At 37.0% G+C, this 20,562-nt stretch carries 17 protein-coding genes; 8 read left to right on the forward strand and 9 right to left on the reverse strand.

What is annotated here, in order from left to right; genetic code table 11:
• Positions 1-81 precede the first annotated feature (81 nt).
• Positions 82-1,350, forward strand: coding sequence for a glucose-1-phosphate adenylyltransferase (locus DDF69_RS13905; RefSeq protein WP_114821316.1), 1,269 nt, complete (start codon positions 82-84; stop codon positions 1,348-1,350).
• A gap of 116 nt (positions 1,351-1,466) precedes the next feature.
• Here the strand turns inward: DDF69_RS13905 and DDF69_RS13910 are convergent, their stop codons facing one another.
• Positions 1,467-2,927 carry a S41 family peptidase gene (locus DDF69_RS13910; RefSeq protein WP_114821317.1) on the reverse strand — a complete coding sequence of 487 codons (1,461 nt, stop codon included), beginning with the start codon at positions 2,925-2,927 and terminating at the stop codon, positions 1,467-1,469.
• Between the two features lie 157 nt (positions 2,928-3,084).
• Between DDF69_RS13910 and DDF69_RS13915 the strand changes: the two genes are divergently transcribed.
• From DDF69_RS13915 to apaG, 4 genes are all read left to right on the forward strand, one after another.
• Positions 3,085-4,125, forward strand: a complete 1,041-nt coding sequence (locus DDF69_RS13915; RefSeq protein ID WP_114821318.1) for an SRPBCC domain-containing protein — start codon at positions 3,085-3,087, stop codon at positions 4,123-4,125.
• Between the two features lie 125 nt (positions 4,126-4,250).
• A complete protein-coding gene (locus tag DDF69_RS13920) occupies positions 4,251-7,067 on the forward strand; it encodes a 2-oxoglutarate dehydrogenase E1 component (protein WP_114821319.1) in 2,817 nt (938 codons plus the stop codon).
• Positions 7,068-7,106: 39 nt separating this feature from the next.
• Complete coding sequence (gene odhB, locus DDF69_RS13925; protein WP_114821320.1) at positions 7,107-8,360, forward strand: 2-oxoglutarate dehydrogenase complex dihydrolipoyllysine-residue succinyltransferase; 1,254 nt, start codon at positions 7,107-7,109, stop codon at positions 8,358-8,360.
• Positions 8,361-8,455: 95 nt separating this feature from the next.
• Entirely contained in the window at positions 8,456-8,830 is a 375-nt protein-coding gene (gene apaG / locus DDF69_RS13930; protein ID WP_228412001.1) for a Co2+/Mg2+ efflux protein ApaG, read from the forward strand.
• A gap of 68 nt (positions 8,831-8,898) precedes the next feature.
• Here the strand turns inward: apaG and DDF69_RS13935 are convergent, their stop codons facing one another.
• From DDF69_RS13935 to DDF69_RS13945, 3 genes are all read right to left on the reverse strand, one after another.
• A complete protein-coding gene (locus DDF69_RS13935) occupies positions 8,899-9,453 on the reverse strand; it encodes a 3'-5' exonuclease (RefSeq protein WP_114821321.1) in 555 nt (184 codons plus the stop codon).
• A gap of 208 nt (positions 9,454-9,661) precedes the next feature.
• Entirely contained in the window at positions 9,662-10,639 is a 978-nt protein-coding gene (locus DDF69_RS13940) for a glycosyltransferase family 2 protein (RefSeq protein WP_114821322.1), read from the reverse strand.
• A gap of 6 nt (positions 10,640-10,645) precedes the next feature.
• Positions 10,646-11,530, reverse strand: a complete 885-nt coding sequence (locus DDF69_RS13945) for a lysophospholipid acyltransferase family protein (RefSeq protein ID WP_114821323.1) — start codon at positions 11,528-11,530, stop codon at positions 10,646-10,648.
• An 81-nt stretch (positions 11,531-11,611) separates the two neighbouring features.
• Between DDF69_RS13945 and DDF69_RS13950 the strand changes: the two genes are divergently transcribed.
• The gene (locus tag DDF69_RS13950; RefSeq protein WP_114821324.1) at positions 11,612-12,178 is read left to right on the forward strand and encodes a thioredoxin family protein; all 567 of its coding nucleotides are present in this window, start codon (positions 11,612-11,614) and stop codon (positions 12,176-12,178) included.
• 42 nt (positions 12,179-12,220) lie between these two features.
• Here DDF69_RS13950 and DDF69_RS22530 read toward each other — a convergent pair whose 3' ends face one another.
• Both DDF69_RS22530 and DDF69_RS13955 read right to left on the reverse strand, forming a co-directional pair.
• Complete coding sequence (locus DDF69_RS22530) at positions 12,221-12,418, reverse strand: bacteriocin-like protein (protein WP_410494291.1); 198 nt, start codon at positions 12,416-12,418, stop codon at positions 12,221-12,223.
• Between the two features lie 69 nt (positions 12,419-12,487).
• Entirely contained in the window at positions 12,488-13,849 is a 1,362-nt protein-coding gene (locus tag DDF69_RS13955; protein ID WP_114821325.1) for an aldehyde dehydrogenase, read from the reverse strand.
• Positions 13,850-14,039: 190 nt separating this feature from the next.
• On the opposite strand from DDF69_RS13955, the gene DDF69_RS13960 reads away from it, so the two are divergent.
• The gene (locus DDF69_RS13960; RefSeq protein ID WP_162800936.1) at positions 14,040-15,719 is read left to right on the forward strand and encodes a hypothetical protein; all 1,680 of its coding nucleotides are present in this window, start codon (positions 14,040-14,042) and stop codon (positions 15,717-15,719) included.
• A 17-nt stretch (positions 15,720-15,736) separates the two neighbouring features.
• On the forward strand, positions 15,737-16,246 hold the full coding sequence (locus tag DDF69_RS13965) for a hypothetical protein (RefSeq protein WP_114821327.1): 510 nt from the start codon (positions 15,737-15,739) through the stop codon (positions 16,244-16,246).
• A gap of 2 nt (positions 16,247-16,248) precedes the next feature.
• Here the strand turns inward: DDF69_RS13965 and DDF69_RS13970 are convergent, their stop codons facing one another.
• From DDF69_RS13970 to DDF69_RS13980, 3 genes are all read right to left on the reverse strand, one after another.
• Positions 16,249-17,811 carry an MFS transporter gene (locus DDF69_RS13970; RefSeq protein ID WP_162800937.1) on the reverse strand — a complete coding sequence of 521 codons (1,563 nt, stop codon included), beginning with the start codon at positions 17,809-17,811 and terminating at the stop codon, positions 16,249-16,251.
• Between the two features lie 297 nt (positions 17,812-18,108).
• On the reverse strand, positions 18,109-19,155 hold the full coding sequence (locus DDF69_RS13975; RefSeq protein ID WP_114821329.1) for an HlyD family secretion protein: 1,047 nt from the start codon (positions 19,153-19,155) through the stop codon (positions 18,109-18,111).
• A 5-nt stretch (positions 19,156-19,160) separates the two neighbouring features.
• Complete coding sequence (locus DDF69_RS13980; RefSeq protein ID WP_114821330.1) at positions 19,161-20,417, reverse strand: TolC family protein; 1,257 nt, start codon at positions 20,415-20,417, stop codon at positions 19,161-19,163.
• Positions 20,418-20,562: the final 145 nt, after the last annotated feature.

Raw genomic sequence — 20,562 nt, forward strand, 5'->3', positions numbered from 1 at the left:
TGAAAACAAAGAATGTTTTAAAGTAGCAGTAAACACTAAGAACAGAACAGTAAACTTAATAAAATAAAACGCAAGATATTTATGAATCGAAATGTAATCTCTATTGTTTTAGGAGGAGGCAGAGGAACAAGATTATTCCCGTTAACGTATACCAGATCAAAACCGGCTGTTCCTATTGCAGGAAAATACAGACTGGTAGATATTCCTATTTCAAACTGTCTGAACTCAGGATTGAATAAAATCCTGGTGTTAACGCAGTTTAATTCTGCTTCCCTCAATTCACATATTAAAAATTCTTATCACTTTGACATCTTCAGCAAAGGCTTTGTTGATATTCTGGCAGCCGAGCAGAATGTGGAAAATGACAGCTGGTATCAGGGAACAGCAGATGCCGTACGCCAGTCGATGAAACATCTTGAAAAATATGATTATGATTATATCCTTATTCTTTCAGGCGATCAGCTCTATCAGATGGATTTCAGGGAAATGCTGGATTTCCATATTGAAAACGGGGGAGACCTTACCATTGCTACCATTCCTGTCAATGCAAAAGATGCCACAGGTTTCGGGATCTTAAAATCCGATGATGAAGGAAATATCACTTCTTTCTATGAAAAACCGGATTTTGATACGCTGTCAGGCCTGAAGTCTGAAGTTTCAGAAGAAAATAAACACACCGGAAAAGAGTTTCTGGCTTCCATGGGAATTTATATTTTCACCAAGAACATCCTTAAAAAGATGTTTGATGAAGGCGCAGGAGATGATTTCGGAAAAGATATCATTCCGAGTTCTATCGGAAAGTACAAGACACTAAGCTATCAGTATGAAGGCTATTGGACGGATATCGGAACCATAGAATCTTTCTACGAAGCAAATCTCGACCTTTGTCTGGATCTGCCACAGTTTAACCTTTTCTCTTCCTCACCGATCTATACCAGAGCCAGAATGCTTCCGCCTTCAAAAATCAACGGTTCCTATGTAAGTAAAGCTGTTTTTGGAGATGGATGCATCATTATGGCAGATAAAATTGAAAATTCCGTGATCGGAAACAGGACCAGAATTGATAAAGGAAGTACCATTGTGAATTCCTACGTCATGGGAGCTGATTTCTACCAAAATACTACTGAAATTGTCATCAATGACAGAGGTGGACGTCCTAATATGGGAATTGGAAAATACTGCTACATAGAAAAAGCAATTCTTGATAAAAACTGTTACATTGGTGACAATGTGAAAATCATCGGCGGAAAACATATTCCGGATGGTGATTATGGAACCTATTCTGTTCAGGATGGGATTGTGGTAGTGAAGAAAGGAGCAGTGATTGCTCCGGGAACACATATTGGGTAAGAATTCTTAATATGAAAATACAGGTATAAATTTGTCTTATAAAATCATACACCTTATAATAAAGTATATGGAAAAAAGAAACCTAACCAGGTTTCTTTTTTTTGTTTATCATGATTTTATTTAGAAAATAAGGTCAATGAATATTCCAGGTCTGGATCTTTGTGTTCTTTTAATGATTGTAAGAAAAATTGGGTGTTCACCGTATGATCAGGAATTACCCCCTTACAGTTAGCAACATTCTCCTTATCATCACTGTTGAAGAATATTTCCGTTCTGGGAATAGAAATAGTGGACTTGGTATGAGGAAGTCTGTACGTAAGAAACCATGCTGCAGTCGTAAAATTGCTGCAGGAACCCGTTTCCTTTCCTACAATTGCGCCTCTTTTTTCACTTTGAAATAGAGAAGCAAAATAGGTGGCTGCAGAAAAAGTACGGTTATTGATCAATAAAACAATTTTTCCGTCAAAAAATGCGCCGTCTCTGGGATAGCTTTTTATATACGTATTATCCAGTCTTGAGTTTCCAAAATAATAATCTCCTTTTTCTGCTTTATCGAACCGCTGTCTCATGAAATTATTCTGGTCGGCAATATCCTTATCAGAATAATAACGGTTGGTCTGGGGATCTACCAGATGATCGTTGTAATTGATGTCAACAACTTTAGTTCCGTATTTGTATTCATTATTGAATGTTTTATCATTAGCAATGAAAGAATACAGTAGGGGAACATTACTGATGGCTCCTCCCGGGTTGTTGCGGATATCCAGAATAAGGTTTTTAATTTTCAGATCTTTTATTTCCTGGAAATATTTCTTTAACCTTTCATAAAAAAAACTTTCATCATAAGAAAACGATTTCACAGATAAATAGTAAGTGTCAGAATCAATTGTATAACCATAAATTCCAGCGTTTTCTGAAATCAGATCAACAGGCAATACAGAATGCCTGCTTTCATAATAGAATCTGGGATATTTAATACCTTTTACTTTCATGGTTTTCTGTTCCCTGCTAGATGTTTTGTATCGTAATGAGAAATCATTCGTACGATTTTTTAAAATAAAAGGAATATAAAAAGACACATCTATATCTTCCACTTTGATATTTCCGTCTGCGGCTTTAGGAACGGCCTGTAAAAGTTCTTTAGAGCTTATACCATTAATCTCCATAATCTCACTGCCTACTTCAATAGCGTAAGGATTGGATCCGTTTACAAATAGTTGCCCATTCTGTACATAAATCTGCAAAGGAAAAAAATGTAGGGAGCTTAAAATATTTTCAAAATAATTGGAATCTGCACTGAAGGAACTGTGTCCGTCCCCAATGATTCTAGTAGGATTGTTCATAAGCAGGCTGATATAGCTTGGATCTTTTTTAACAATATTACGGAGAGAATCTATTTTTTTTGCAATGATTTCCTTGCTGTGGAATCTGTAAGGATTGGGATGCTGTTTCTGAATGATATCAACTGCAATATCGAAGTCTTTCAGGTATCCATCCTGTGGGATTTCAGAAATTGAGTATTGGGAAAATACAATTGATGATAACAAAACCAATGGAAATGTACATAACTTCTTCATAAAAATAAAATTAAGTTGTTCCAAAAAACAATATGCATACCATATATACCACAGATTATTTGATATTAATCATTAAATCAATATTTTTTAATGCATTATTTTTTTTCAAAACAATCTGTATATTGTTCACTCTTTTTATTTGTATTATTTTTGTGCGATGCGTATTTTTAAAATCTTAGCGGTAATCATTATTCTTTTGGGGGGAGCTTATGCTGCGTCCATGTATTATTTTGTGGATGAAAGTAAAAACTTTACGATTGAAAAAGAGATCGATTATCCCGTGGATAAGGTTTTTTCCCAGTTTAATAACCTTCAGAATTTTACGAGATGGAATAACTTTTTTACCAGCTCACCATCCATAGATATTGATTATTATACGCCGTATGAAGGGCAGGGAAGTGCCATCAGCTATGTAGATCCTAAAAATGATACCGATGGAGAAATGTTCATCAGGTACGAGAACCTCAATAAAACATTGAAATATCAGCTTTTTGAGGATGAAAATGAAAATCCGACATTGGTTGACGTTAAATTCAAACCGGTTTCCGCTGAAAAAACAAAGATTACCTGGTATGTTCATACCCCGAAACTGTCTGTCTGGAAAAGAGTGGAAAACTTCTGGACTGAAGACCGTTTTGCGGAAAATATCAATAAAAGTATGGTAAATCTTAAAAACTCTTTAGGAAATAAAGTGGAAAAAGATAACCAGATGGCAGCCATCAAATATGACAGTTTAATAGTGGAGAATGAAGAAGATAAACTGTTATTGGGAATCAATGTAAGTACCTCAAACAAAAAAGATGCGCTGTACAAAAATATCGTGATGAATTATAACAAAGTCTATAATTTCGTGACGATGGACCTTGGGAAAAGAGATGATGAATTCGGATATCCGGTCTTGATTACGGACGCCGATAATTACAAAGACAAGGAGGTTTCTTATTTCCTCGGAATTCCACTTTCTAAAAAGATTGGAGTTTCTGACAATAATTTCAATTTTAGGTCCGTAAATCCGTCTCAAAATTACGTAATGTACTACAAAGGGAACTACGAGGGACGAATTCGGGCAATTCAGCAGCTTATTCAGAAAGCCAAAAAAGACGAGATGCGCTTCGGAGATATCCGTGAGACCTTTATTGAACGTCCGATGGAAGGTCAGGAGGTGAACGTTAAGCTCTCATTATCAGTGTATAAGTAAATTTTTTTTATTTTATTTTTTCTTAAGTTTTTTTAACGGTTTCAGACTGTTCTAACTCGGTTTTTTTTATTAAATTTGAAGATTAATTCTACAAATAAATTTTAATAAATAGATAAACTGTAATAATGGACAGATTTTCATTCCTAAACGCAGCTCATTCTCAGTTAATTGAGGATTTATACCAACAGTACTTAAAATTCCCGGACTCTTTAGAACCATCATGGAAAGCTTTCTTTCAAGGCTTCGATTTTGCTTTGGAGAACTACGGAGATGACGATAACACCCAGTTTATTCAGGCTTCAGCCAACGCTGCCCCGGCAGTTCAACAACAGATTTCTCAGGCAGTATCCAACGGAGAAGTTCCTGAGCATATCAAGAAAGAATTTAAAGTAGTAAACCTTATCGAGGCTTACAGAACAAGAGGACACCTTTTCACAAAGACTAACCCGGTTAGAGAAAGAAGACATTATACCCCTACTTTAGACATCGAAAATTTCGGTCTTTCTAAAGAAGATTTAAATACAAAATTCAACTGTGCTGTTGAAACAGGAATGAAAGAACCTGCTACTTTGGCAGATTTGATCAAGCACCTTGAAAGCATCTACTGTGATTCTATCGGAGTAGAATATATGCACATCAACAATGTTGAAGAAAAAGATTTCATCAAAAGATGGCTTCAGGTAAACGAAAACCACCCAAGTCTTTCTGCGAACGAAAAAACAGAAATCTTATTAAAATTAAACCAGGCGGTTGCTTTTGAAAACTACCTTCACACAAAATTTGTAGGACAAAAAAGATTCTCATTAGAAGGTGGTGAAACATTAATTCCTGCTTTGGATCAATTGATCTCAAGATCTTCTCAGCTAGGAGTAGATGAAGTAGTACTAGGGATGGCTCACAGAGGTAGACTGAATGTTTTGACTAACATTTTCGGAAAATCTTACAAGCAGATTTTCTCAGAATTTGAAGGAAAAGAATTCGAAGAAGATGTATTCTCTGGTGACGTTAAATATCACTTAGGATCTTCTAAAAAGATCAAAACAGCTTCCGGAGAAGAAGTTTGTATCAACCTTACACCAAACCCGTCTCACCTTGAAACGGTGGCTGCTTTGGTAGAAGGTATCTGCCGTGCAAAAGTAGACGACAAATACAAAGATTATTCTAAAGTATTGCCAATCATCATCCACGGTGATGGTGCTATTGCCGGACAGGGTATCGCTTATGAAGTGGCTCAGATGATGACTCTGGAAGGATACAGAACAGGAGGTACAGTTCATATAGTTGTGAATAACCAGGTTTCATTTACAACGAACTATATGGATGCAAGATCTTCAACATACTGTACAGACATTGCTAAAGTTACAGAATCTCCTGTAATGCACGTCAATGCTGACGATGCTGAAGCAGTTGTTCACGCTATCCACTTTGCGGCTGACTTCAGAGCAAAATTCGGAAAAGACGTTTATATCGACCTTTTAGGTTACAGAAAATATGGTCACAACGAAGGGGATGAGCCAAGATTCACCCAGCCTAACCTTTATAAGACTATTTCAAAACACCCGAACCCAAGAGAAATTTATAAAGATAAATTGCTTAAAGACAGCGTTACTTCAAACGACGTAATTGCTAAAATGGAAACAGAATTCAAAGCTCTTCTGGATAAAGATTTTGACGCTTCTAAAGAGATTGAGAAAAACGTAATGGATGTGTTCATGGCTGAAGATTGGGTAAACTATCCAATTGGTAAGAGAGGAGCAGTTCAGTTACCGGTAGATACAAAATATGACCTGGCGAAGCTGAAAGAATTGGCGCTTAAGATGTCAACACTTCCTGCAGACAAAAAGTTCATCAATAAAATTACAAGACTTTTCGATAACCGTATCAAAGCGATTGAAGGAAACTCATTAGACTGGGCGTTAGGAGAGTGGTTAGCATATGCAACCCTACTTGTAGAAGGTCATAATGTAAGAATTTCCGGAGAAGATGTGGAAAGAGGAACATTCTCTCACAGACATGCTGTGGTAAAAACTGAAGATACAGAAGAAGAATACATCCCGTTAAGACATGTTTCTGAAAACAGATTTGATGTATTCAACTCTCACCTTTCAGAATATGGTGTTCTAGGTTTCGATTACGGATATGCAATGGCGTCTCCAAATACATTAACCATCTGGGAAGCTCAGTTCGGAGATTTCGTGAACGGTGCTCAGATTATTGTTGACCAGTATTTAGCTGCTGCAGAAGAAAAATGGAAAATTCAGGACGGATTGGTAATGTTATTGCCTCACGGTTCGGAAGGACAAGGAGCAGAGCACTCTTCGGCAAGATTGGAGAGATTCCTTACTCTTTGTGCTAACGAAAACATGGTAGTAGCTAATATTACTTCTCCTGCCAACTACTTCCACTTATTGAGAAGACAGTTGAAATGGGCGTTCAGAAAACCATTGATCGTAATGAGCCCTAAATCTTTATTGAGACATCCTAAAGTGGTTTCTCCGCTTGAAGATTTCGCAACAGGTTCATTCCAGCCAATCTTGGACGATCCTACTGCAGATCCTAAAAAAGTAGAAAAAGTAGTTCTTTGTTCAGGTAAACTGTACTTCGAATTACTGGCGAAGAAAGAAGAACTGAACTGTGAAAACATTGCTTTAGTAAGATTTGAGCAGTTATATCCGCTTCAGACAGATGCTATCGAAGCCATCTTCAACAAATATGAAAACAGAAAACAACTCGTGTGGGCTCAGGAAGAACCTGAAAATATGGGGGCTTGGTCTTATATCCTGAGAAACTTCAGAGATACAGGAATCCAGGTAGTAGCTCCGGTACCAAGCGGTGCACCAGCTCCAGGTAGCCACAAAATGTTTGAGAAAAACCAAAATGCAGTGATCAACAGAGTTTTCGACAGAGATGATGCTCCTGCAAAAAGACCCGTTACAGCTTAATTTAAATAATAATCAATTAAAAAATAAAAAATACTCGATATGTCAGTTTTAGAAATGAAAGTTCCTTCACCGGGCGAATCAATTACAGAAGTTGAAATTGCAACTTGGCTTGTAAAAGATGGTGATTATGTAGAAAAAGATCAACCTATCGCCGAAGTGGATTCAGATAAAGCAACTCTTGAATTGCCTGCAGAACAAAGTGGTGTGATCACTTTGAAGGCAGAAGAAGGTGATGTAGTACAAGTAGGTCAGGTAGTTTGTTTAATTGATATGGATGCTGCAAGACCAGAAGGTGCTGCACCTGCTGCTGAAGCTCCAAAACAGGAAGAAGCTCCGAAAGCTGCTGAGCCTGCTAAACAAGAAGCTCCAAAACCAGCTGCTCCGGTAGCTGCTCCACAAACTTATGCAACAGGAGCTCCATCTCCGGCTGCTAAGAAAATCCTTGACGAGAAAGGAATGGATGCTGCTCAGGTTTCAGGAACAGGAAGAGATGGAAGAATCACTAAAACTGATGCTGAATTAGCGGCAGTTCCTGCATTAGGAGGAAGCCCTATGACTGCTACAGGTGCAAGAACTACCACTACCACTAAACTTTCAGTTTTAAGAAGAAAAATCGCTCAGAGATTGGTTTCTGTGAAGAACGAAACAGCAATGCTGACGACTTTCAACGAAGTGGATATGTCTGAAATCTTCAGATTAAGAAAGCAATATAAAGAAGAATTTGCTCAAAAACACGGAGTAGGACTTGGTTTCATGTCTTTCTTTACAAAAGCAGTAACAAGAGCACTACAAATGTATCCGGATGTAAACGCATCTATCGACGGAGACTTCAAAGTAAACTATGATTTCTGCGATATTTCAATTGCCGTTTCAGGTCCTAAAGGATTAATGGTTCCGGTATTGAGAAATGCTGAAAATATGTCTTTTGCAGGTGTTGAAGCCAACATTAAAGATCTTGCTACTAAAGTAAGAGACGGTAAAATTACGGTTGACGAAATGACTGGTGGTACTTTCACCATTACAAACGGAGGTACTTTCGGATCTATGATGTCTACACCAATCATCAACCCTCCACAATCTGCAATCTTGGGAATGCACAACATTATCCAGAGACCAGTAGCGGTGGACGGACAGGTAGTAATCAGACCAATGATGTACGTTGCCATGTCTTATGACCACAGAATTATCGACGGTAAAGAGTCTGTAGGATTCCTTGTAGCGGTAAAAGAAGGTATCGACAATCCTGTTGAAATTCTAATGGGAGGTGACGAAAGAAAAGGCCTTGGATTATAGTTTTTGATAAAATTATAACATAATATATGATCTCGCCTTAAAAAAGGCGAGATTTTTGTATTTATTAAGAAAATACTACAATGATGTTTTCAAAAATGACTTCTAATATCAAAGTTTCAGTAATACCTGAATATGATAGTAAAAACAGTTATCCTTCCGAAAACCGTTACGTTTTTAAATACAATATCACGATAGAAAATGACGGAAGCTTTCCTATCAAAGTATTGAAAAGAAAATGGTTGATCTTCGATGTCGGATTCGGATACACAGAAATTATAGGCGACGGAGTGATTGGATTGACTCCCGAGATAGGAACCAATGAAAATTTTGCTTATTTTTCCAATGTAATGCTTCGTTCCGGAGTAGGAAATATGAGCGGAAAATACCTGGTTAAAAACATGGAGACACAGGAAACTTTTGAGATTGATATTCCAAAATTCAATCTGTTGTCTGAAGTGTTGAGTAATTAATAACAGATGTTCTGTACCAAGTACAGGTTTTTACAAAGGAACCCGGGTTCTGTTTGTTTGTAAGATGACTAAAGCTTTTTAATTTTTGCTTTCATATACTCATTTACTTCATCATTGCTGGTGAGGAAGAGCTTTTCAAATGCCAGTAAAGATATTTTAGCACAAACTTCTGCATCAGCTCCTGCTCTGTGATGGGTAAAATCAATTTGATGATATTCTGCTAATGGCTTAAGCCCGTATTTCGGAAGGTAGTTCCATGATTTCTTGGCAAGCTGAATACTGCACAGATAGTTCAATTTTGGGGTAAACATTCCGTAGTGCTCCAGACATCCTCTTAAAACAGAAGCATCAAATCCCGCATTGTGAGCAATCATAAGACTGCCATACATCATATCCTGAGCTTCATACCAGATTTCATCAAAGGTAGGGGCATCTTTTACATCTTCCGGCTGAATTCCGTGTACAGCAATATTGAATTTACTGAAATAAGGAAAACTCGGAGGTTTGATCAGCCAGGTCTTTGTTTCTACAATTTTAGAATCCTGTACCACACAAATTCCCATCTCACAAGCGGAACTTTTCTCATGAGTGGCCGTTTCAAAATCTATTGCACAGAAATCCATTGTTTTTTATTATAAGTTGTTGGTTGTTATTCAGTTGCTGGTTCTATAGTTTAGAGTTTAATGTTCAGGGTTTAAAGTTTAAGGTTTAAGGTTTTGAATTTAAGATTAATTGAAGTTATAAATTTTTACCCTAATGAATCCTTAGTTCATGATAAGTAAAGAAAGTTGTAGTTTTCCGTAATCCCTATTACCTGCAACCTATTACCTATCATCTGCCACCCAAAAAATGTTTAAAAATCAGCCATTTCGATTGGTAGAACTGACTCTTCTGATGTTTCTGGCGAAGTTTCCATGTTCCGGGAAGCTGGGCATAAAATCCAAAATGGGCTCTTACTACAGCCCACAGATGGGGGAAACCTTGCTTTAAACCGAAATAAATTCCGGCAATTCCATCCAGACATAATCTGAAAAATATCAGGAAGATCAAGCGGGGGAAAGGAAGATTTTTAAACATCATAGAAAGATTATTTCTGATGTTTAAATACGTTTTCTGTGCACTCTGCTTGTTGAGCGTTCCACCTCCTACATGATAAACTTTGGATTTCCCGGTGTAATAAATCTTTTTTCCTGAATTGATAAGCCTCCAGCAAAGGTCAATCTCCTCCTGGTGAGCAAAAAATCTTGCATCAAAACCATTCTGTTCCCAGAAATCTTTTGAACGGATGAAAAAGCAGCATCCTGATGCCCAGAAAATCTCCGTTTCGTCATTATATTGGCCTTTATCTTCTTCCAGATCATCAAAAACCCTTCCCCTGCAATAAGGATATCCAAGATTATCTATCAAGCCCCCGGCAGCACCTGCAAACTCGAAATAACTTTTTTTATGATAAGATAAAATTTTAGGCTGTACCGCTGAAATAGAAGGATTTTTTTCCAACAGTTCCAATACAGGTTCTGTCCAGTTCTCAGTAACTTCTACATCGGAGTTCAGAAGACAGTAATATTCATTGGGAATGGATTTCAATCCTTCATTATACCCCCCTGCAAACCCATAGTTCTGATCATTTTGAATAATATGTACGGTGGGAAAATTCCTTTGTAAAAACGCAATGGAATCATCCGTAGAAAGATTGTCTATCACATAGATATCCGCACTCTGAGAAAATTGTACCACACCCGGAAGAAATTTCTCAAGCCAATTTCTGCCATTCCAGTTTAAGATGGCAATTGCCAGTTTTTTCTGCATGTCAATCTATTTTTTTTCAGAATCAAAATTCTTAATGGAATCCTGATATTTCCATTTTCTGTGTGACCAAAGATAGTTGTCAGGATATTTGTGCAAAGTGTTTTCCAATAATTTATGAAATTTTCTCACAACTTCATTTTCTGTAAACTTTTCACCATCCGGATATATTCTGTGATAATTAACCTGATAATAACCGCGTTTTACCTTTTTCATTTCACAATAGATGAAAACAAGATCCATCCTTGTGGCAAGCCTGTCATAGCCTATAAAAGCTGGAGTACGCTGGTTCAAAAATTCCAGTCCGTAAGTGACATGAGCGTGGTGAGGCGTTTGGTCAGCTACAAACATATACGCTGAATCTCCGTTATTTTTAGATCTGAAAATATTCAGAATAACTTCATTGGCTTCCAGTGCTTCATTTCCAAATTTGTTTCGGACTTTCTTCATCTGATTTTCCCAAAAATCACTGTTTACCTTTCTGTAAACGGGATGGCAGTGCGCCTGAGGAATAATTCTTGCCAGTGCATTGATCCATTCCCAATTGAAAACGTGCCCTGCCAGAAGAATAATATTTTTACCTTCTTCTTTAGCTTCGTGAAATAAATGCTGATTGATATGCTGCATCCTCACCCGGGATTCTGTTTCCGAAATGCTGAAAGATTTGATGGTTTCTACCAGATAATCTGAAAAATTAAGGTAGAATTTTTTTCTGATGTCTTTAATCTCTTCCTCAGATTTATCAGGGAAAGAGTTTTTAAGGTTTTGCGTAATAACCTCTTTTCTGTATCCTACAATATAATAATTCAGGAAGAAGATGACGTCCGAAAAAACATATAATATTTTCAGCGGAAGCTTGGAGATCAGATATAATATTTTGATTAGAAAATTCATAAAACACGCAAATTTAGTGATAATAAAATTATGGTTCTATTTTTGCAGAAGGATATATATTATTTTTTTTACTTTTATATTATGAAAAAATTGATAATATTCGCTTTCCTGGGTTTAAGTACTTTTGCTTTTTCGCAGGATGTAAAGAATTCGACTGATAAAGGAAAACAAAAAGCAGCTCTTATAGTTCCTGCAGAGCAGGCTAAATTAGAGGCTCAGAAAAAGGCAGCTGAAGAAAAGGCTAAGCTTCCTAAACCTTATGATCCAAAAGCTGATGCTCAGGCAGATATTAATAAATTAGTGGCCCAGGCTAAGAAAGAAGGCAAAAATATAATGATCCAGGCGGGTGGAAACTGGTGTATCTGGTGTCTTCGTTTTAATAATTTCGTACAAACTACTCCTGAACTGAAGGAATTAGCAGATAAAAACTATGTATATTACCATCTGAACTATTCTCCAGACAATAAGAATGAAAAAGTTTTTGCTCAATATATCAATATTAAGGAACAACAGTTTTATCCTTTCTTTATCATATTAGATAAGGACGGCAAAAAGCTTCATGTTCAGCAAAGTGAAGTTTTAGAATCAGGAAAAGGCTATAGCAGAGAAAAAGTAAAAGAATTCCTGGAAAAAGGAAAGATTCTTTAAAAAGAAACCCGTTCGTCAGGAACGGGTTTTTGTTTTTTTATATTAAGAAGCAGCACAAAATTCCATGCGTATTACACCTCTTCCATTAGCATCATAGCAAGCTGCGGCGCCTGAATACTGAATACACGAAGTACAAGAACTGATATATACCATACTTCCATCCGAGCAAGATGAAGCACATGATACTCCTCCTGTTAGTTTACTTAATTTCTCTCTTGATAATTTTTTCAAATTTTTCATGGTTATTGATTTTAGTTTTAGGTCGTAAATATATTGTTTTTTTAATTAAAATCCCTTTTCAGGGAGAAATTATAATAATTTTTTAATCCAGTTCAACTTTTTCTCAGAATAGGGAGGATATTTGATATTCGGTTCACCCCATGTTGCTTTTTCAAGAACTGCTTTTTGGTGAGAGAAGGTTTCAAAACCATACTTTCCGTGATAATTTCCTATTCCTGAGTTTCCAACACCTCCAAACGGAAGATTATCATTGCTTAAATGCATCACGGTATCATTGATACATCCTCCTCCAAAAGAAAGCTTTCGGGTAAATTGATCTTTCTCTTCAGCATTTTGGGTGAAAAGATAGGCGGCCAGAGGTTTTTCGAGTTCTACAATGGAGTTGAGTGCTGCATTGTAATTTTGAAAACTGATAACCGGCAGGAGAGGTCCAAAAATTTCCTCCTGCATGATGTCGTCATTCCAGTCTATATGATTCAGAATTGTGGGCTCGATATAGCGTTTTTCTTCATCACAATAACCTCCGGAATAGACTTTTTCTTTATCAATAAGACGTACCAGGCGTTGAAAATTCCTTAGGTTAATAATTCTTGTATACTGTTCAGAATCCTGATCATATTTGGATTCTTTAATATATTTCCTGAGCATTTCCAGAAACTGTTCCTGAATGGTTTCTTCCACCAGGAGATAATCGGGAGCTACACAAGTTTGCCCTGCATTGAGGAATTTACCCCAGACAATTCTTTTAGCTGCCATTTCGAGATGGGCATTTTTCGTGACAATAGCCGGAGATTTCCCGCCGAGTTCAAGGGTTACCGGAGTAAGGTGCTCTGCAGCTGCTTTGTACACAATCTTTCCGACTTTTGTACTTCCGGTAAAGAATATTTTATCAAACCTTAGTTTTAAAAGCGCGGTTGTCTCCTCAATACCTCCTTCATACACATACAGATATTCAGGCGGAAAGTTTTCATTGATGATGGCTGACATTGCTTTCATGGTATTTTCCGCAATTTCACTGGGCTTCAGAATGCAGCAGTTTCCGGCAGCTATTGCCGCAATAATGGGAGAAAGTGATAGTTGATAAGGATAATTCCAGGCTCCAATTACCAGAATACAGCCCAATGGCTCTGAGTAAATTCTGCTGTTTCCCAGCTGATTGACAAGGTTGGTACTTACTTTTTTAGGCCTGGACAGAGATTTTAGGTTCTTGAGATAATAATTAATATCATTCAGAATAAAAGATAATTCCGTAGTGAAAGTATCAAATTTTGATTTTCCAAAATCCTTGTTAATAGCTTCATATAGCATATTTTCATTGGAAATAATAAGGTTTTTAAGCTTTTCAAGATACATTTTCCGAAAAGCAATGCTTTTGGTTTGCTGTGTTTTGAAAAAATCTCTTTGCTTCAGTAGAATGCTCTCAACTTCCATTGGTGACTTTTATAATATTAAACGTTCTTATTTTCAGGATCGTATGGATGGGAAATTTATTAATGATAATTAAATATTGATTTAAATAAAATCATTTTATATTATTTTTTAATTAATTTAATCATAAATATTGTGAAATTCATTGTTTGGTGATAAAAATGTTGTAGTTTTATTTGTATAAATTTTGCGGATGAGAAAATTGTTCTATTTATTTCCCTTATTCTTTTGTTATTTCAGTTACGCACAATGTACAAGCTGCGACGTTCAAAACCCTACAGATCCCAACTATCATTTTCCGGATAATACTACGGTTTGTTTTACTTCGGATATGACATTTAATAATCCGACATTCGGAACAAACGCTAAAATCTGCATTGCTTCCGGTGTTACCCTGCAGTTTCAGAATAATATCAGTGGAGTAATTAATGCTCCGTTGAGTTTTGAAGTTCATGGAACGCTTAATTTTAATCAGACATTGACAGCTGTTGCCGATCTTGATGTACATGTTTATAATACCGGAAATATAACGGTTGGAGGAGGCAATGGTAACCTTACGATGGACGGGCAGGTGAATAACATTATTAATGAAGGACTTATTGAACTTGGCGTTTTACAGTTAGGTGATAACACCAATAATACTATTGATAATTATGGGAATCTGAATATCAACGGAAACCTTAATATGAGCAGTTCTGCAACTACTTTGTTCAGAAATGAAGGAGGCGGACTGATATTGCTCAGTGGAAATTATGGAAATAGTGAACAGAGTGTCTATGTGAATTGTGGAACTATTATTTCTCAGAGCGGATTTAATATTAATGGCGGTAAAATTATTAACACAGGATTTTTTACCGTGGGGGGAGATATTAATTTGTCCGGAAGCAGCAGCGAAATTTACAATTTTGGTCTTTTTACCTCCACGGGAAATATGAATAATGCCCCTGCTGATGCTGTTATTTATAATGAAGGAGAACTGGCACTGAACCAATATCAAGGGGGGAATGCTGCCATTCAGGGACCTGCTTCCTCTACAAAAAAAGGATATATCGTTTTGCAAAATCCTATTCAGGTGGGAAATGTCGTGATTGGTCCTAATCTCGATTTCCGAAGAACTACTGGCGTATCTGATCCAGGCACGGTTTTCATGAACAGTAATCCAAGTTTTCTGACGAATGTTACCTATGATTGTGCTTCTACCAACAACTGTAGTGCACCCTTGATCATCAACCCTGGATTTTGTCCTGCTATTAATGGAGATTTGCCCCCAATGGCGGTAGATGACACCTATACTATTGTTGCAGGAGGATCTTCTGCAGGAATTGTTCTGGATAACGACTTTGAAACGTATGGCGGAGCACAGGCAACCCTTTCCAATGTTATTTTATCTCAGATATCAACATCAAATCCCAATATTTCATTGAATACAAATGACGGACATATTCTGGTAGCTCCGGGAACTCCTCCTGGCAATTATACTTTAGTCTATCAGATCTGCCAGACCGCTTCTCCGTCAAATTGTGATACGGCAACGGTAACTGTTACGATTCAGGGGAATGTACCTTGTTATAAACCTGCAGTGACAGCAGGAACCGTACTTGCTGCGGATTTTGGAATTACTTCATTAAGCAGAGCAGATAAAGGAGGAAGTAACTGGCCGGGAGTAAGAACAGGAGCGTGGGCTGTACTGGAATCAAAGAATAAAGGTTTTGTTCTTAACAGGCTTACCGATGCTCAGGTTGCAGCCATCCCACAGGCAGACCTTAAAGAAGGAATGATCGTTTACAATACGACACAAAATTGTCTGCAGGTTAATATTGACGGAACTGCCACAGGCTGGAAATGTTTCAATACCCAAACCTGTCCGGATTAACAAAAAACTGAATCGTTATGAAAAAAATAGCCTTAATCATTATAATAACAGCTTCCGGAATCTTTAATGCCCAGGTTGCTTTAGGAAAAACGACATTAGAATCAGCTTCATCATCTGTTGAGTTTGGAAATGAAAACCGCGGTATTGTTCTTCCTTGGGTAATAGATACTTCCGGTATTCAAAATGTGGTGAATGGCACATTAATATTTGATACTTCAGATATGAAAGTGAAAGTCTATCAGAATAATGTTTGGAAAGACCTTTCCGTGGATGCTGCAGGCGTTGCTGATACGAGTCTGCAGGATAGTCTGGCAGATCAGCCTGATGCAAAGGTTTCTATAGGAACACCATCATCTGTTTCCGGAATTCTGGTGCTCGAAGACAATAATAAAGCCATGATTTTACCGAAAGTAGCTTCTCCCCATCTCAATATTATTTCTCCTGCCGCGGGTATGATGGTTTATGATACCCAGAAAAAGCAATTGGCAGTTTTCAACGGAACAGTCTGGTCTTTTTGGGGAGAATAATTCTACATGATATTTCTTACCGCAATTTTTACAGGATGATACAACAGCAGTCCAATTGCCGTAACAAGTGCCAGCCAGAATAATCCCGTGAAAATTTCCATATTGGAAAGGAGGATAGACTGAGCGTTTATTTTAGCTTTAAAAGCTCCTGCCGTCATGGATAAAGAATCATTCACTGACAGTTTGGAAATATTAGCTCCGAAAATTTGACTCCATTGATTGTAAAAAACAGGATTGGTATCTGTAAAATTAGCACTGAGGGTATCAGCATGTTTTAATGTTAAAAAAAGCATCAGGTTTTGCATCAATGCATATCCGATAGCGGTTGTCCAGAAACGGGTTGTCGTTCCTAACGCTGTAGCATTGGATACATATTCTTCCGGAGTTCCTGAAATCAGAAAGAAAACAAGGGGGGTAAATAATAAGCCCTGCGCAACTCCCTGCAGAAATAATGGCGGACAGATGGTAGAAAGGGTAGTGTCAGGATAAAAAGTATAGGTAAACCATGCACAATCTATGGCCAGTAACAGAAATCCTGTGAAGAAAACAATCCTTGAAGAAATTCCACGAACCAGGCAGATTCCTGATAATAGTATTCCCAAAAGAGTTCCTGCCACATTCCAGTACTGGATGTTCACAATATAATCCCAGGGCCATTTCCATACGGTAGCCATGATGCTGTAGACATTATTCAACCCGGAACGGATCAGATAAAAAATGAAAAACAGAATCATTCCTGCAATCACATTTTTGGAGCTGAAGACTTCAAAATGGAACAACGGTCTCTTGGAATTTCTTTGTTTCAACATAAATAATCCTCCTGAAAGAAGAAATATAAACAGGCACATAATAATGGTATCAGACTCAAACCACATGAGTCTTTTGCCATAAATAATAGCATAACCGCCAGCCTGGAGACATACCCAAAGCAAAAACCAGCTGGTAATATCCAATTGGTACAAAGGTTTTTTAGGAAAGAATCTGTTTCTGTTGAATAAAGCAATACCAATAATCAGGACAAATACATGGAAATACACCATCATAAGAATCATATGCTGAAAATCGTAATCTTCAATACTTGATTTCAACAGGGAAGTGGTAATCGTTCCTCCGGTAAGCATGATCGTATACATGAAGAGATATGCTAAAACTTTGGCATGTTTTGTTTTTAATTCAGCAATAATTAAAGGCAGAAAAATAGCGCCTTCCAGCAACCCGAAAATTCCTTCTAAAAACCTGATCACCAATATGACATGATAATCATGGGTGACTGATAAAACGTAAAGAATGATTACGGAAATGGAAGCCATCAGCAGTACATAATATTTGACGCTGAAATAGGCCATAAACCGCTGTAAAACTAAAAGGGTAACCACAAATGTCCCGTACATCAAAATCATTAAATACTGGATGTCATCTGAATCTACATCCATAAAAGAAGATGTGAAGGCGCTGTTCGAATGTAAAAGCGACAACAACATCAGGTGGGGAAACAATGCCAGTATAAGAAGAGGCAGTTTCAGCCATTGTGGTACCCATTTATGATAAACTGTATTGTGTTGCATAATTTGTAAGCATTAAGCTTAGAAAAGGATATGGTAAATGAACAAATCGTCATTGAACCGGATTTAAAAATGCGAAAAGACAAAGGGCAAAGGTGTAAATAAGTAAAAGGTAAAATGGCAAATATGCATAAGAAAAAATTGGCAGATTCGCTATTTTGCAGTTTGCCTTTTCGCTAAAAAAATAATTTAATTTGAAAATTTGAAAATGAGAGAATTTGAAAATGATAATAAAACCGGATATTTTTATACTCTAAAACTCTAAAACTCTAAAACCCTAAAACCCTCCCACACTCAAACTCATATCTTCTTCGCACTCACCAGAACATTCATTCCGGAAAGCAGTTTTTCGTTGTCTTTATTGTTTTCCAGAATAATTTTCACAGGAAATCTCTGTTCAATTTTCACAAAATTTCCCGTTGCATTATCAGGTTTTACCAGGGAAAACTGAGAACCTGAAGCTGGAGAAACGGAAAGAATTTTTCCTTTAAACTCAACATCGGGATAAGCATCCGCAGTAATGATTACTTCCTTGCTCTGATCAATCTGTCCAAGCTGTGTTTCTTTATAATTGGCAATGATCCATTTTTCTTTGCTGACAATCTGAACCAGAGCTTGCCCTTCCTTAATCAGTTGCCCTTCCTGAATGGTCTTTTTTCCAACCCACCCGTCATAAGGAGCCGTAATTACAGTATAGGAAAGGTACAGTTTAGCATTATTAAGACTTGCAGAACTCTGCTGGATCTGGCTTTTTACAGGAGCAACTTTGGTTTGTTGTTCGTTCGCTCCGGCTTTTACTGCGTTTTTCTGCTGTTCCAATGCTAAAAGATTGGCTTTTGATTGTTCATAAGAAGCCTTTACATTTTCAAATTCCTGCTCTGTAGCTGCATCTTCTGACAACAGGTTTTTATATCTTTTAAAATCCTGTTCCGTTCTCCATATATCAATTTTTGCAGAAGCAATTTTAGCATCAATAATCTTTGTATCACTTTCTTTGGTGTTAACACCGCTTTCAATAGTACTGATGGTTGCCGTATTGGCATGAAGATTCGCTTCAGCCATATGTACCTGATTCACAAACTCTCTGTTGTCAATGACGATTAATGTATCACCTTTATGTACAAACTGGTTTTCGTTAAACTTTATCGTTTTGATAAACCCTGAAACCTTACTGGATACAGGCGTAATATATTGCTCGATCTGCGCATCATTCGTCGTCACATTTTTTCTCGAAAAAAGATAAAAGCTTACCATTCCTGTGATTCCGCTGATGATCAGGATCCAGGCCAGTAAAGTAATGGACTTGTTGATTCTTTTTTCCTTTTGTGTCAATTGTTTCTGTGCCATAGTTTTTATAAGTTCCCAATAGTATATTGGAGTTGGTAGTATTTAAGTTGTCGGTTAATTTTTACGGAAATAAGATTAGATTCAGCTTCCAGATACGTGTTGTCTGCATCTATCAGTTCAGTGATAAGACTTAGTTTATTGGCGTATTTAGTTCTTACAATACGGTAATTTTCCTTAGCCTGATTAATCGCTTCTTCAGCAATTTTTACCTTCTGGTCTGTCTCTTCAAACTTTTTATACGCTTCGTAAACATTGTGTCTTACATTTTCCTCGTTTTCTTCAATCTGCAGTTTGGCAAGATCAATATTTTCCCTTGCTTCCTGCATTCTGTACTTATTTTTGTACAGATTCTCGATAGGATAGGTAAGGTTTACCCCCACCATTCCCAGGCGATATGCATAGGGTTCAGGAGGAAAGAACATCATATTCGGATATTTTAAAAAATATTCTCCCCCAGCTGTAATTTTGGGTAAATAATTCGCTTTGGTAATCTTTTGATCCAGTTCTTTCAGAGAAAGATTCTTATGGGTGATTTCAACAGACTCATTTTTGCTTAAAGCTGTTTCTGTCAGTTCATCAACATAAGGAATGGCAGCATTATCCGAAATAAGATCTTCTGTATTGACATGCATTTCCTGATTTTCAGGAAGTGAAAGAATCGTTTTCAGTTTATGTTCTGCAATCTGAATATCATTATCCAGTTCTGTCCAGCTCATTTTATGATTGGAAAGCTGTAAAGAAGTTCTTAAGACTTCATTGACCGTTACAACACCATTAGCTTTCAACGCTTTTACCTGCTTGATGTTGACGGAATCTTCCTTCATTTTATCATTAATAAGACTCTGTTGCTCTTTTAAATGATGAATCTGTAGAAAAGCAGTAATGATGGCCATTTTAAGCTGTCTTTCGTCCAGATGGGTTTTTAAAGTTGAAATTTCAGTGTCTATCGCCGCTTTTTTCTCTGTATTTTTAATTTTTCCTCCCATGTATACCGGAATGGAAGCGGATAATGTAAAATCATACATTCCATTAATCACATCGTACTTGGTCGCATTATTAAATACGCCATTCTGATGCTGAAACAGGTTGGTGACCTGATTGTAGCTTGTATGAAATTCAATGTCCGGAAGTTTTTCCATTTTGAGATCTTTCTCTTTGGTAACGGACATTTCCTGTTTCAGATGACTGATCTGGATGTTTTTGTTGTTTTTCAAACCAATCTCTACAGCTTGTTGTAAGCCGAGATGCTGGTAATCGATCATCTGTGAATGTAAAAAGTTGCTCAATAATAAGCACAACGCAATGCACATATACCGGCATGCGTTCAATATGATATTCATAAATTAATTAAAGGATTTTTGCTAAAATGATTTTGATGCAGCAAAGTTACGATGAGAAGCTACAGAC

This window comes from Chryseobacterium sp. KLBC 52 (assembly GCF_003347605.1).
GTDB lineage: Bacteria > Bacteroidota > Bacteroidia > Flavobacteriales > Weeksellaceae > Chryseobacterium.